Origin of the sequence: Paraburkholderia sediminicola (assembly GCF_046027355.1) — a bacterium.
Taxonomy (GTDB): Bacteria; Pseudomonadota; Gammaproteobacteria; order Burkholderiales; family Burkholderiaceae; genus Paraburkholderia; species Paraburkholderia sediminicola_B.
The window spans coordinates 24,684-37,602 of sequence record NZ_JAQQEK010000002.1; the positions used below are offsets into that span (position 1 = coordinate 24,684).

The following is a 12,919-nucleotide window of genomic DNA, read 5'->3' on the forward strand; positions in this document are numbered from 1 at the left end:
GAGCGTTGGCGATACGGATTGCATGAGCCTGGCGTGGGCCAACACCTACCTACAGCAGAGATTTTCCTTGAGCGAGAATCTTGTCGCAGACCTGTTTCGTGATCTGCTCCTTCAAACCTCCGCCGCTCAGGTCAACCTTCTTCCCGTCACCGCTATTCAGGATGCCCTTGGCACCGTCGGTGTACCCGCTATCGCTCGACGATGAACCGCCCGGCAGCTTACTCATGAGTCCGTCTTTGACCGATGATGCGTTGCCGCCAAGGTAGTTGTTCTTGACACAAAATTCGAGCACGCCAGCGACATTGCCAGTGCTGCTGGATGTTAGCGACTGCAGCGACAACCCGCTGCCTAAACTGCCGAGGCTGCCAAGTCCACCAGCGGCCCCGCCGTTTCCACCTTGATTGAGAAGCCCGCCGAGTTGGGCGTGGGCGGTTGAAAAATACAGCATTGCAGTGATCAAGAGCCAATTGGCTCCGGTGCGACGTCTGCGCGCGATCATGGAAGGCCCCTTTCCACGGAGTGAAGGTAGTCTTCACTATAGTGCGTCGCGGACGTACCAGCGTGCCAGGTCCGGTGAGAAGCTCTACTGCCAGCCACCCTAGGGCCGTTTCTCCGAAATTCGGCATTGTAAAAAAGCCGCTCATTGCGAGCGGCTTCGTCTAAACAGAAACGGTTGCCCCAGTGACTCTACGAGGCTGGCGCTCTTCACAACACGTTTGACATTATTCACCCGCAGCATTCAGCAGTAGGCCACCGCGCCCGTTATAGAAGCGCAGCGACGATCCGCGTCTCCTCGGCGCTTTGGCCGAGACCTGTCGGGCTCATTGCGCGAGTTCGCGGGGAAGTCGCAACAGTCACAGCATGGACAATCTCCAAACGCAAATTGGCCGCACGCCCGGCGCGCGTTTGATGTGCGATGCAAAAATCACGTCCTTTACCGTGGAGTCGCGTCGAGCCGAACGATCCAGCCTTCGGTCTCCCTGTTCTCCGCCGGATAACGCGTCAATACCGCCGGGTCGTGGCCAGGCACGACGTGCTGCGCGGAATCCGCCAGTTCGTGCACGCGGCGGTAGCCTTCGATCATGTCCCCGACGTTGTACACAGCCGGGAATGGGCGGCTCTGTTCCATGTTCGCGTAAAGATGCGACGCGTCGGACGCGAGCACGACCCAGCCGCGCTCCGTGTGCACACGCACGACCTGCAGACCGTCGGTATGGCCGCCGACCCGATGCACGCTCAAGCCCGGCGCAATGTTCGATGCCCCGTCGTGAAACGCCACGCGACCGTCGAAAACGCGGCCGACCATCGACTTCACATCTTCGGGATTGAACGGATGATTCAGTGCGCCGTGGCACATGCAGCGGCCCGTGCAATACGCCATTTCGCGATCCTGCACGTGATAGCGCGCCTTCGGAAAGAGCGAGCGGTTGCCGGCGTGATCGTAGTGCATGTGCGTGACGATCACGTCTTCGACCGTCTCCGGCCGGATGCCGATTGCGCCAAGCCCCTCTTCGACGGAATGCGTGATGATGCGTCCGCGCTGCGCGCCCACTTCGGCGTCGAAGCCGGTGTCGACGAGAAAGGTGCGGCCTTCGCCGACCACCGCCCACACGAAATAGTCGAGCGGCATGTTCACATCGTGCGGGTCGCCGCCGATGAAATTGTCGCGCGCGGGCCGGTCGTGATGCGCGTACTTGATCGCGAAAATCTTGTAGTTTTCCGGTGTGGCTGTCATGGCTGCAGTCTCCTGTCCTCAACGTATGAGAGCGCTATCATAACAAGCTGATGGCGACTCGTGTTGCGTTGTTACGGGCACGAGTTGGGCGATATCCGGTGTCGCTGGACACCGCGACAGCGTGCGGAACGCCGCCTGGCATACGCTACAATTCGCCATCGAACTGAAGAGCTGGATGGGCGAGTGAAAAAGCGTGTGGCGGCCGTCGACGACGGGAAGATCGGGACGGCCGACAAGCCGGCAACCGGAGGGAAGACGGCGTCGAAAACCGGCGCAAGCGTGGGCAAGACTCGTCCAGGCGGCCACGCCGTTCGCATGATCGACGTCGCGAGAGCCGCCAATGTGTCCTTGATGACCGTGTCGCGCGCGCTCAAGGAACCCGCACTGTTGTCGGAGGAAACCCGCAAGCTGGTGCTCGATACGGTGCGCCGGGTCGGCTACGTTCCGAATCACATCGCGTCGAACCTCGCTTCGGCGCGCTCGAACGTGGTCGGCCAGATCGTCCCGAGCATCCAGAACTCTCTGTATTCCCATAGCATCAAAGGTTGCGCGGACGTCCTTCGCACAGCAGGCGTGCAGCTTCTGCTGGCCGACAGCGGCTATTCGCTCGAAGACGAAGAGGCACTGATCGACGCATTTCTTGCGCAACGCGTGTGCGGCCTCGTGTTGCACAACACCGTTCATACGCCGCGTGCCGCCCAGATGATCCGCGCCGCCGGCATACCCATCGTTGAAACGGGCGACCTGGCGCGTACGCCGATCGACATGGCGGTCAGCTATTCGAACTTCAACGCGGCAAAGGAGATGACCCTGTACCTGGCCGGACGTGGGTATAAGTCGATCGGGTTCGTCTGCCTGACCACCAAAAACAACATGCGCGCCCGCGAACGTCTGAAGGGCTATCACGCCGCGCTCACCGCCCTTGGCCGCGAGCGCAACCCAGGCCTCGTGCGCGAAGTGGAGGGCGGTTTGACCTCTGGTGCGCATGCGATGGTCGACATGATGCAGCGTGCGCCCGAAGTAGACGCGATTTTCTTCGCCGGCGACGTACTTGCCGTCGGCGCGCTTTTCGAGGCGCAGCGGCGCAACTGGAAGGTGCCCGAGCGCATTGCCATCGCCGGTTTCGACGATCTCGACATTTTGCGGCACACGGTGCCGCGGCTGACGTGTCTGAACTTGCCGCGTCTCGAGATCGGCCGGCGTAGCGCTGAGGCGCTGCTGCAAAGAATGCGCAGCAACGAACCCGCCGTGCCGACGAAGCTCGATCTTGGATTCGAAATCATCCAGCGGGAAAGCACCTGAAGCAGCAGCTTCAAGGCCAGGAAACAAGACGGGGCGCGCGATGCGCCCTTTTTTGCGTCCGCCAACCGGATTTCCCTACGCGATTTCCCAGTGACCTGGACGCACTTGGCCATGCCCAGCGTCCCGTATTGCGCGCTTTGGTCTTTTCAGTTAAGTTAGCGCTATCATTTATGCGGCCGCGAGCGCTTCGCCGCGGCCTCGCAACGGACGTGCTTGCTGACAGGGAAAATGCAAAATGAAGGGGAGAATCGCACTCGTAACGGGCTCGTCGCATGGGCTGGGTCTTGCGATGGCCAACGCGCTCGCGGCCGCTGGCTGCCGGGTCGTGCTGCATGGGATCGAAACGCTCGAGCAGGTCGAGCCGATGTGCGCGGAATTCGAGCAGGCGCATGGTTACCGTGTCGATTATCTGCAGGCGGACCTTGGCGATGCACGAGCCGTCGAACGGATGATGTTCGAAACGATCGAGCGCGTCGGGCCGATCGATGTGCTCATTAACAATGCCGTGGTGCGCCACTTCGCGCCGATCGAAGCATTCCCAGTCGACAAATGGGAGCAGGCGCTATCGGTCAATCTGAGCGCGGCCTTTCATGCCATCCGCCTCGCGCTGCCAGGCATGCGCGAGCGTGGCTGGGGTCGAATCTTCAATATGACGTCGGTGTATGGCATGCGCGGCACGGTGAATCGCGTCGACTACGTGACGACCAAATCCGCGCTGCTTGGGCTGACGCGCGCGGTCGCCGCGGAAACGATGGGGCAGGGCATTACCTGCAATGCCATCTGCCCGGGCGCGGTGCACACGCCGACGAGCGAAAATCGCATTCAGGCGTTGATGGAGAGCGAGGGTCTGGATCGCGAAGCTGCGATCGAACGCTTTCTGACGGGCAAGCAGCCGACCGGCCATTTTGTCCAGGCATCACATGTCGCCGACCTGGTGGTGTTTCTATGCGGCGACGCAGCAGCGCAGATGACCGGTGCGATGCTGCCGGTCGAAGGTGGCTGGCTGGCGGTTTGACGCTCGTCCGGCGGTCACTGACGGGCTTGCCGCGAGGCCGACGCCGCCCCCAGTATTCATGCGCTGCAACACGAACCCGACACCCTGAGGCTGCAATTCATCCTTGACTGATTGTATGACAGGAATATAATTGCCCTTGTTGTTAGCGCTCACATTGAACAGCGGCGACAGCGCCGGAAACCAGCAAAACTAGAACAACGAAGTCGACGGAGACAGCATCCATGCAGAACCAAGCGAGTATCGGATACAGACTGGACAGCTTGCCGCTGTCCGGCTATCACTGGCGGTTGCTCGGGCTGATTGCCGCAGGCATGTACTTCGATTCCTTCGATATCTACATCGCGGGGACCGTGCTTGCCGCCATGATCCACAGCGGCGAATCCACGCTGAAACTCAATGCGATGTTCGTGTCCGTCACGTTTATCGGCATGATGTCGGGCGCGTGGCTGTCGGGTCTTCTCGGCGACCGTTTCGGGCGGCGCTTCTGCTACCAGTTCAATCTCGGGATTTACGGCTTCGCGTCGATCGCGGCGGCATTCGCGCCGTCCATGTACTGGCTGATTTTCTTCCGGCTGGTGATGGGCATCGGCATGGGCGCCGAAATCGTGGTCGGCTACGGCACGCTGAGCGAGTTCATTCCGGCGGCGTGGCGCGGGCGATTCGGCACCATCCTCAATCTGATCATCAACACGTCGCTATTCCTGTCGACGTTCCTCGGTTGGCTGATCGTGCCGCAATACGGCTGGCGCTGGATGTTCGCCATCGCCGGTTGCGGTGCGCTGTTCGTGTGGTTTCTGCGTAAGTCGATGCCGGAGTCGCCTCGCTGGCTGGCCTCGCGCAATCGCTTCGCTGAAGCAAACGAGATCGTATCGAACATCGAAACGGCGTGCGGCATCGATCCAGAAACGGCTATCTCGGCCGCCGCGCAGCAGCCGTACCGCGCCGATGCGCCGGATAGCGGCCGTCTCGGCGACCTCTTCACGCGCCGTTTGCTGGCGCGCACGGTGACGGGTATCACCGTGCTGGTTGGACTCTTCATTGTCAACTACGCGTTCGTCAGCTGGATTCCGACTTTCCTGGTGAAGCAGGGGCACAGCGTGTCGAACTCGCTCGGACTGACGGCGATCATGTTTGCCGGCGGTCCGATCGGCTCGCTGATTGCTTTCGTGCTGGCCGAGCGCGTCGGCCGCAAGTGGGGCATCGTACTGTTCTCGCTGATCTGCGCCGCGTTCGGCACGGCCTATCCGTTTGCACAAACAGAAGTGGCGATCGCCGCGCTTGGGTTTGCGATCACCTGCTGTATCTACGTACTGTCGTCGTTTAGCGTGGCAACCTATGTGCCGGAGTTGTTCCCGACCGAACTGCGTCTGCGCGGATCGGGCGTGTCGAACACGGTGGGGCGAGCGGTCAGCATCGCAGTGCCGTACGCCGTCGCGTGGGCATTCACGGGCTTCGGCATCGCAGGTGTATTGACGTTGATCGTCGGCACGTTGCTGGTCCAGGCGTTGATCGTCGGCGTGCTCGGCACCGAGACCCGCAAACGTTCGCTCGAGTCGATCGCCGCGGAAGTGAGCGATACGGTGGAAGCGTCAGATAACGCGGTCAACGCACGCACGGTTTCGGCGACCAAGCCGTAGTCGCGGCCGCATGCACCGAATCGAAAGCGTAATCCGGTAAAGGGTAATCCAGCACATGGCAGCGCAGGCAGACAGAAGCTTCAGCCAGATGGGCACGAACAGCGAGCCGGGACACGCGACGCGGCGGCTCGCGCAATGGATCGGCGACACGACGTGGCACGACGTGCCGGCCGTCGTGCGTCACGAGACGAAGCGCGCGCTCGTCAACTACGTAGCGGTCGCGCTCGCCGGCTGCACCGATCCAACGCTCGACAAGGCCGTGCGCAACTATCGGCGTTTCAGCGCAGGGCAGAGTTCGAGCGTGATTGGTCGCAGTGAGCGCGTCGACATGCTGAACGCGGCGGCGCTCAATGCGATGAGCGCGAACGTGTTCGACTTCGACGACACGCATATCCCGACGATCATTCATCCCACCGCGCCCGTTGCCGCCGCGCTATTCGCGTTCGCCGAGTCGCTCGCGGACAGCGACCCTCATGCAAGTGCAATGACAGGTGAGGCCTTGCTGCTTGCATTCGTAATCGGCGTCGAAGTGGAATGCCGGATCGGCAATGCGGTTTCGCCTGAGCACTACCAGCGCGGCTGGCATATCACGTCGACCTGCGGCGTATTCGGCGCGGCAGCGGCGATTGCGAAGGTGCTGGGTTTGAGCGCACAGCAGATCGTATGGGCGTTGGGCAACGCGTCGGCGCAGGCCGGCGGTCTGGTGGAAACGCTCGGCACGATGTCGAAGAGCATCAGCGTCGGCAATGCCGCGCGCAACGGTTTGCTGTCCGCACTGCTCGCGGCCGACGATTTCTCCGGTCCCGATTCGCCGCTCGAAGGCGAGCGCGGATTCCTGCGCGTCACCGCGTCGAAGCCGGATGTCGATGCGTTGACGCGCGATCTCGGCCACGAATGGGCGCTGCTGTCGAACACCTATAAGCCTTATCCGTGCGGCGTGGTGCTGAATCCCGTGATCGACGCATGTCTCGATCTGCGCCGCGACGCGCGTTGGACGCTGAACGACGTCGAGCGCGTCGAACTGACCGGACACCCGTTGCTGCGTGAACGCACCGACCGGCCCAACGTGCGCACCGGTCGTGAGTCGCAGGTCAGCGCGCAGCATGCGGTGGCGGTCACGCTGGCGACGGGCAAAGCGAGCCTGGCGGAATTCAGCGATAGCGCCGTGACGAACCCATCGCTGCGCGCATTCGATACGCGTCTGCGTTTCATTGACGATGCGTCGTGGCCGGTCGAGTCCGCGCAGGTTGTCGTCGTGTTGCGCTCGGGCGAGACATTGTCGCGACGCATTCACGCGGCGCGCGGCAGTCTTGCGGCGCCGCTTGCCGATGTCGAACTCGCGGCAAAGTTGCGCGAACTGGCGGACTATGGTGGCTCGGGCGTCGCACCGCAACCGCTCATCGACGCGCTGTGGCGCTTTGACAGCGCAACGGACGCCGCCGCGCTCATGCGGCTCGCGCGCGCGACTTGAGCCGCATACGAAACGGTGCATCGAACAGCGCATCGAAACAGATTCCTAACGAATGAGGACAGTCATGTCGAGCAGTGGTCAAGGAAACAGCACTATCGGTTTTGTCGGCGTGGGCGTGATGGGACGGCCCATGGCGCGCCGTCTCATCGAGGCGGGCCATACGCTCGTCGTGTTCGATCGCGACGAGGAGGCGGTCGCTGAACTCACCGCAATCGGTGCGCACGCGGCGAAATCCGTGCGGGACGTCGCCGACAACGCACGCATCGTGTTCACGAGTCTGCCTACGCCGGCGATTTTCAGGCAGGTCGCGCTGGGCGACGGCGGGTTGATCGAGGGTAGCGCTATCAAGGTTCTCGTCGACCTGTCGACGGTTGGTTCGCGCACGGAAAAAGAAGTGGCGGACGGTCTGCTCACGAAGGGCATCGACACCGTGGATGCGCCCGTGAGCGGCGGCGCCGCCGGCGCGCAGAAGGGCACGCTCGCCATCATGACGGCCGGCAAGCCGGCTGCGCTGGATCAGGTGCGCAGCCTGTTCGAAGTGCTCGGCAAGGTTTTTGTGGTCGGCGATCAGCCGGGCCAGGGGCAATTGCTCAAGCTGCTGAACAACATGCTCTCGTCGACCGCCTTTGCCATCACCTCGGAAGCATTTGTCGCCGGCGTGCGCGGCGGGCTGGACCCGGAGGTGATGATGTCGGTGATCAATTCGGGTAGCGGCAAGAACGGCGCGACGATGGACAAATTCCCGAAGCACGTTCTGCCGGGAACTTTCGATTTCGGCTTTCCGGTCGGCAGTGTCTGCAAGGACATCGGACTCGCGGTCGACGAATGCCAGGCGCTCGGCGTGCCGATGTGGGTTGGCAGTGTCGCGCGTCAGGTCTGGAATTACGCCGCGATGCAGGACGGCTCGAAGCGCGACATGACCGAACTCGTCAAATACGTCGAACGCTGGTCGTCGGGCGAAGGTCCCGCGCACTGAATCCGCTGCAAAGCGTATCCAGAAACACTCATTGGCTGCGGCCATCTCACATCGGTAACGGAGACCTGAATGATCGTTGAAATGCGTATCTACCACTGTGCGCCGACGCGTCTGCCGGCGCTGCTCGACCGCTTCACGTCGACCACGCTCGGCTTTTTCGAAAAGTACGGCATCCAGCAGATCGGCTTCTGGACGACGCTGATCGGTCCAAGCAATCACGCGCTGACGTATATGGTGAAGTGGGAAAGTCTGGCCGAGCGCGAGCAGAAGTGGAACGCGTTCCAGGCCGATCCCGAATGGATCGCGAAACGCGCGGCGACGGAAGCCGACAAGCCGATCGTCGAGCGCATCGAAAATCATTTCCTCACGCCAACGGCATTTTCGGCGCTGCGCTAGGAGCGATATTTCATGACACAACCCAAACGGATCGGATTCATCGGTCTCGGCATGATGGGCGCACCGATGGTGCAGTGCCTGCGCAACGCCGGTTTCGAAGTGTTCATCGACGACGCCGACGCGGCCCGTGCCGATGCGCTGGCCGGTCAAACGGGCGCGCAGCGGCTGAACGCGGACCATGCCGCGTTGCTCGACGCTTTGATCACGATGCTGCCGAATTCGGCGATCGTCGAGAAGGTGCTGCTCGGTGATGGCAACGAAGGCGACGATCAGGGCTGGGCCGCACGACTCGCGAAGGGCGCGGTGGTGATCGACATGAGTTCGTCGGAACCGGAGCGTTCGCGTGAACTCGGCAAGACGCTAGAAGCACGGGGGCTCGCGTACCTGGATGCACCGGTGTCGGGCGGCGTCAAACGCGCGAAGGACGGCACGCTGGCGATTCTCGTCGGCGGCAAGACCGAGGTGCTGACGCGCTGCAAGCCGGTGCTCGACGCGATGGGCAAGAGCGTGCTGCATATCGGCGCGGCGGGCGCGGGTCACGCGGCCAAGGCGCTCAACAACTACGTGTCGGCGGCAGGCCTCGCGGCCACGGTCGAGGCGTTGCAGATCGCGAGCCGCTTCGGCATCGAGCCGGCGGTGATGACGGACGTGCTGAACGCGTCGACGGGTCGCAGCAATACGTCCGAAAACAAGGTCAAGCAGTTCATGCTGAGCGGCACTTTCGCTTCCGGCTTCGCGCTGCAGTTGATGAACAAGGACCTGAAGATCGCCCGCGCGCTCGCGCAGGCGGTCGGTCATCCCATGACGTTCGGCGCGACGTGTACTCAGGTATGGGACGAAGCGGCGCAGCACGCCACGCCCGCCACCGACCACACCGAGATGTACCGCCTCCTGCCCGGCGCGGCATCCTGAGCGTGCCTCTGATTCATTGATTCCGGAGCCTGTCATGTCACATGCAGCCCAGTTTTATATCGACGGACGTTGGGTCGAACCTACGTCCGCGGTCTGGTTTGGGGTCGTCGATCCGTCGACGGAAATCGCGTTCGACAAACTCGCGATGGGCAACGCCGAAGATGTCGATCGCGCAGTTGCGGCCGCGCGCCGCGCGTTTCCGGCCTGGTCGGCGACGAGCGTGCCCGAACGTGTCGCGCTGCTCAAGCGCATCGTCGCGATCTACGAGCGTCGCTACGACGAATTCGCCGAGGCCATGCGCCGCGAAATGGGCGCGCCCATCACGTTCGCCCGCAACGGTCAGGCGATGCGCGGTCCCGCGCATCTGAATGCGCTGATCGACGTGCTCGAACGTTTCGAATTCGAAGAGCAGCGCGGCAGCACGCGCGTGGTGCTCGAACCGATCGGCGTGTGCGGCCTGATCACGCCGTGGAACTGGCCGGTCAATCAGATCGTCGTCAAGATTGCGCCCGCGCTCGCGGCGGGCTGCACAATGGTGCTCAAGCCGAGCGAATATTCGCCGCTCAGTGCGCTACTGTTCGCGGACGTCTTGCATGAAGCCGGCGTGCCGGCGGGCGTGTTCAATCTCGTCAACGGCGATGGTCCGGGTGTCGGCTCGGCTATCGCGAGTCATGCGGATATCGACATGGTGTCGTTCACCGGCTCGACTCGCGCCGGCGTGCTGGTCGCGCAGTCGGCGGCGGAAACCGTTAAACGCGTCGCGCAGGAACTCGGCGGCAAGTCGGCCAACATTCTGCTCGACGACGTCGATCTGGATCAGGCGGTCACGCGCGGCGTCGCCGCCTGCTTCACGAACTCCGGGCAGTCGTGCTCGATTCCGACACGCATGCTGGTGCCGCGTCATCTCATGAACGACGCCGCGCAGATCGCGAAGCGCGCCGCGCAGGCGTATCGGCTCGGACCGACCGACGACCCGTCGACGCAACTCGGGCCGCTCGTCAACGCGAACCAGTTCAAGCGCGTGCAGTCGCTGATCCAGACCGGCATCGACGAAGGCGCGCGCCTCGTCGCCGGCGGCACGGGCCGGCCGGACGGCATCGACAAGGGCTATTACGCGCGCCCGACCGTCTTCGCCGACGTCACCCCCGACATGACCATCGCTCGCGAGGAAATTTTCGGGCCGGTGCTGTCGATGATTCCGTACGACACCGAAGAGCAGGCAATCGAGATTGCGAACGGCACCGACTACGGTCTCGCCGCTTACGTGCAATCGGCGGACGTCGCGCGGGCGCGCAGGGTCGGCCGCGCACTGCGCGCGGGCGGCGTGCACCTGAACTATCCGCCCGCCGATTTCGGCGCACCGTTTGGCGGCTATAAACGCTCGGGCAACGGTCGCGAATGGGGCGAAGCCGGCCTGCGCGAGTATCTGGAGACAAAGGCGCTGGTGGGTTACGGCGCGGATTGAATGATGGCAGCGTGGCGCATGAGGATTGGCTGGTCACGTCAAAAAAATTTCGCTGCATGCATTGTCCGACAATCATTCAGGCAGGCAATGGCGTTCCCGGATCGGACGCATGAGCCAACCCTGTCAGCAATCAGTTTGAACCACAGAGGAAACACGATGGACACCAATGACCGCTTCAACAAAGGCTTCGAAAATCGCAAGGAGGTGCTGGGCGCCGGACACGTCGAAAAATCGTGGTCGAATGCCGACGACTTCAACCGGCCGATGCAGAAGTTCGTCACCGAAAGCTGCTGGGGCGACATCTGGGGCGACCCGACGTTGTCCTTCAAGACGCGCAGCATGCTCAATCTCGGCATGTTAACGGCGATGAGCCAGCACCACGAATTGTCGGTGCACGTGAAGGGCGCGCTGCGCAATGGCGTGACCAAGGAAGAAATCCGTGCGGTGCTGATGCAGGCCGCCGTCTACTGCGGCGCACCGCTCGCGCTCGCGGCGTTCCGTGTCGCGAGTGAGGCGATCAAGGCCTACGAAGCGGAAATGGCCGCCGCCTGACGCGGCACTCAGCGCGGATGGCCAACAGCACACGGGCAGCGCAAGGAGAACCCGCATCGCAAAGCGGTGCGAATAACGAACGGAGACAGGTATGAAAGCGTTGACTGCGAATGACGTCGTAACGGCGGAGAACGATCAGTCGATCGAAACGAGGAGGCGCAATGCCATCAAGGGCGCGTTCTTCTCCGAGTTCATCGACATGTTCGATATCTATCTGCCGGTGGTGGTGTTGTCGCCGGTGCTGGGATTTTTCCAGCCGCCGCATCTTTCGGCCGGCATGGAGACCATCCTCGCGTCGCTGGTCTTTATCACGACGCTGCTCGGCCGGCCGGTCGGCGCGTTGCTGTTCGGCATGATCGCGGACCGCGTCGGCCGTCGCAAGGCGTCGATCTGGTCCGTGTCCGGCTTCGGCGTGGTGACGCTGCTCATCGCGTTGCTGCCCGGCTATGAAACGCTCGGCATCGTGTCGTATTGGCTGCTGGTGCTGCTGCGTTTCGTCGACGGGATTTTTCTGGGCGGCGGCTACACGGGCGCGATGCCGCTCGCGATCGAGTATTCGAAGAAAGAGCAGCGCGGTTTCGTGGGCGGCTTCATCATCTCCGGATTTCCGGCCGCATACGTGACCATCAACCTCGTCGCGATGCTGATGTTCGTGCTGTTTCCGCTCAACGGCATGCACTCGCCGTACGCGCAATGGGGCTGGCGCATTCCGTTCGTGCTCGGCGCGGCACTGGCGGGTTTGCTGACGATGTACTACGTGCGCAAGGTCTCCGAATCGGAAATCTGGAAGAGCGAAGCCGCCGACAAGGCCACCGTCACCGAAAAGCTGCCGCTCTCCGATCTGCTGCGCGGCAAGAGCGGTCGCAATCTGTTGCAGGTGCTGGTGATGATGACGGGCTTCTGGCTCACGCAGAACATCATCACGATTTTCCTGCCGACGGGCCTGCTGGTGAAGACGCTGCATCTGAGCGGCTTCCAGATGACCGCGACGCTCATGCTCACGTATTTCGTGCTGTTTTTCAGCTACATCGGTTCGGGGATGATCGCGCAGCGCATCGGGCGGCGCCGTTTCTTCGTGATCGTCGGTCCGCTGATCGCGACGGTCGGCGCGGCGCTGCTGTACGTGCTGGCGAATGTCGACGGGCTCTCGCTGTCGACCATCATGCTGCTGGTGTGCGTGCTCGCGGTGCTCGTCACGTCGCCGTGGGGCGTGATCGTCACGTACATCAACGAGCGTTTCGTGACCGATGTGCGTGCAACGGGCTTCGGTGTCGGCTTCAGTCTGTCGGTGATCATCCCTTCGTTCTACGCGTTTTATATGAACTGGCTCGGCGCCTTCATGCCGCTGCGGCTGACCTCGGTCGTGCTGCTATGCGTGGGTGGCCTGATCGGCATGGTCGGCGCGCTGATGGGCCCGGAAACGAAAGATGTGGATTTCTAATTTCGAAGCAGAGGAAC

General features: G+C 62.5%; 12 protein-coding genes. 10 read left to right on the forward strand and 2 right to left on the reverse strand.

Features of this window, described 5'->3' with window-relative positions; all coding sequences use genetic code 11:
- Window positions 1-49: 49 nt before the first annotated feature.
- Together PQR42_RS03310 and PQR42_RS03315 are read right to left on the reverse strand one after the other, a co-directional pair.
- Complete coding sequence (locus PQR42_RS03310; RefSeq protein ID WP_408204832.1) at window positions 50-499, reverse strand: DUF2501 domain-containing protein; 450 nt, start codon at window positions 497-499, stop codon at window positions 50-52.
- Between the two features lie 435 nt (window positions 500-934).
- Window positions 935-1,735 (reverse strand): N-acyl homoserine lactonase family protein, encoded by an 801-nt coding sequence (locus tag PQR42_RS03315; protein ID WP_408204833.1) that lies wholly within the window; start codon window positions 1,733-1,735, stop codon window positions 935-937.
- Between the two features lie 183 nt (window positions 1,736-1,918).
- On the opposite strand from PQR42_RS03315, the gene PQR42_RS03320 reads away from it, so the two are divergent.
- The 10 genes from PQR42_RS03320 to PQR42_RS03365 all read left to right on the forward strand — a co-directional run bounded on the left by PQR42_RS03320 (window position 1,919) and on the right by PQR42_RS03365 (window position 12,902).
- Window positions 1,919-3,037 carry a LacI family DNA-binding transcriptional regulator gene (locus PQR42_RS03320; protein ID WP_408382445.1) on the forward strand — a complete coding sequence of 373 codons (1,119 nt, stop codon included), beginning with the start codon at window positions 1,919-1,921 and terminating at the stop codon, window positions 3,035-3,037.
- Window positions 3,038-3,272: 235 nt separating this feature from the next.
- On the forward strand, window positions 3,273-4,052 hold the full coding sequence (locus PQR42_RS03325; RefSeq protein WP_408382447.1) for an SDR family NAD(P)-dependent oxidoreductase: 780 nt from the start codon (window positions 3,273-3,275) through the stop codon (window positions 4,050-4,052).
- A 221-nt stretch (window positions 4,053-4,273) separates the two neighbouring features.
- A complete protein-coding gene (locus PQR42_RS03330; RefSeq protein ID WP_408382449.1) occupies window positions 4,274-5,689 on the forward strand; it encodes an MFS transporter in 1,416 nt (471 codons plus the stop codon).
- A gap of 55 nt (window positions 5,690-5,744) precedes the next feature.
- Window positions 5,745-7,160, forward strand: a complete 1,416-nt coding sequence (locus PQR42_RS03335) for an MmgE/PrpD family protein (protein WP_408382450.1) — start codon at window positions 5,745-5,747, stop codon at window positions 7,158-7,160.
- Window positions 7,161-7,224: 64 nt separating this feature from the next.
- Window positions 7,225-8,136, forward strand: a complete 912-nt coding sequence (locus PQR42_RS03340) for an NAD(P)-dependent oxidoreductase (protein WP_408382452.1) — start codon at window positions 7,225-7,227, stop codon at window positions 8,134-8,136.
- Between the two features lie 69 nt (window positions 8,137-8,205).
- Window positions 8,206-8,532, forward strand: coding sequence for an NIPSNAP family protein (locus tag PQR42_RS03345; protein ID WP_132378314.1), 327 nt, complete (start codon window positions 8,206-8,208; stop codon window positions 8,530-8,532).
- A 12-nt stretch (window positions 8,533-8,544) separates the two neighbouring features.
- On the forward strand, window positions 8,545-9,444 hold the full coding sequence (locus PQR42_RS03350) for an NAD(P)-dependent oxidoreductase (RefSeq protein WP_408382454.1): 900 nt from the start codon (window positions 8,545-8,547) through the stop codon (window positions 9,442-9,444).
- A 34-nt stretch (window positions 9,445-9,478) separates the two neighbouring features.
- Window positions 9,479-10,909 carry an aldehyde dehydrogenase family protein gene (locus PQR42_RS03355; protein ID WP_408382456.1) on the forward strand — a complete coding sequence of 477 codons (1,431 nt, stop codon included), beginning with the start codon at window positions 9,479-9,481 and terminating at the stop codon, window positions 10,907-10,909.
- Between the two features lie 156 nt (window positions 10,910-11,065).
- Window positions 11,066-11,461: a carboxymuconolactone decarboxylase family protein gene (locus tag PQR42_RS03360; protein ID WP_408383009.1), complete on the forward strand. Its 396-nt coding sequence runs from the start codon at window positions 11,066-11,068 to the stop codon at window positions 11,459-11,461.
- Window positions 11,462-11,552: 91 nt separating this feature from the next.
- Window positions 11,553-12,902, forward strand: a complete 1,350-nt coding sequence (locus PQR42_RS03365) for an MFS transporter (RefSeq protein ID WP_408175247.1) — start codon at window positions 11,553-11,555, stop codon at window positions 12,900-12,902.
- Window positions 12,903-12,919 lie beyond the last annotated feature (17 nt).

Excerpts from the sequence above, each read along its gene's own strand:
- PQR42_RS03310 (WP_408204832.1), bottom strand. The coding sequence starts at position 499 with ATGATCGCGCGCAGACGTCGCACCGGAGCCAATTGGCTCTTGATCACT.
- PQR42_RS03315 (WP_408204833.1), bottom strand. The coding sequence starts at position 1,735 with ATGACAGCCACACCGGAAAACTACAAGATTTTCGCGATCAAGTACGCG.
- PQR42_RS03325 (WP_408382447.1), top strand. The coding sequence starts at position 3,273 with ATGAAGGGGAGAATCGCACTCGTAACGGGCTCGTCGCATGGGCTGGGT.
- PQR42_RS03330 (WP_408382449.1), top strand. The coding sequence starts at position 4,274 with ATGCAGAACCAAGCGAGTATCGGATACAGACTGGACAGCTTGCCGCTG.
- PQR42_RS03335 (WP_408382450.1), top strand. The coding sequence starts at position 5,745 with ATGGCAGCGCAGGCAGACAGAAGCTTCAGCCAGATGGGCACGAACAGC.
- PQR42_RS03340 (WP_408382452.1), top strand. The coding sequence starts at position 7,225 with ATGTCGAGCAGTGGTCAAGGAAACAGCACTATCGGTTTTGTCGGCGTG.
- PQR42_RS03345 (WP_132378314.1), top strand. The coding sequence starts at position 8,206 with ATGATCGTTGAAATGCGTATCTACCACTGTGCGCCGACGCGTCTGCCG.
- PQR42_RS03350 (WP_408382454.1), top strand. The coding sequence starts at position 8,545 with ATGACACAACCCAAACGGATCGGATTCATCGGTCTCGGCATGATGGGC.
- PQR42_RS03355 (WP_408382456.1), top strand. The coding sequence starts at position 9,479 with ATGTCACATGCAGCCCAGTTTTATATCGACGGACGTTGGGTCGAACCT.
- PQR42_RS03360 (WP_408383009.1), top strand. The coding sequence starts at position 11,066 with ATGGACACCAATGACCGCTTCAACAAAGGCTTCGAAAATCGCAAGGAG.
- PQR42_RS03365 (WP_408175247.1), top strand. The coding sequence starts at position 11,553 with ATGAAAGCGTTGACTGCGAATGACGTCGTAACGGCGGAGAACGATCAG.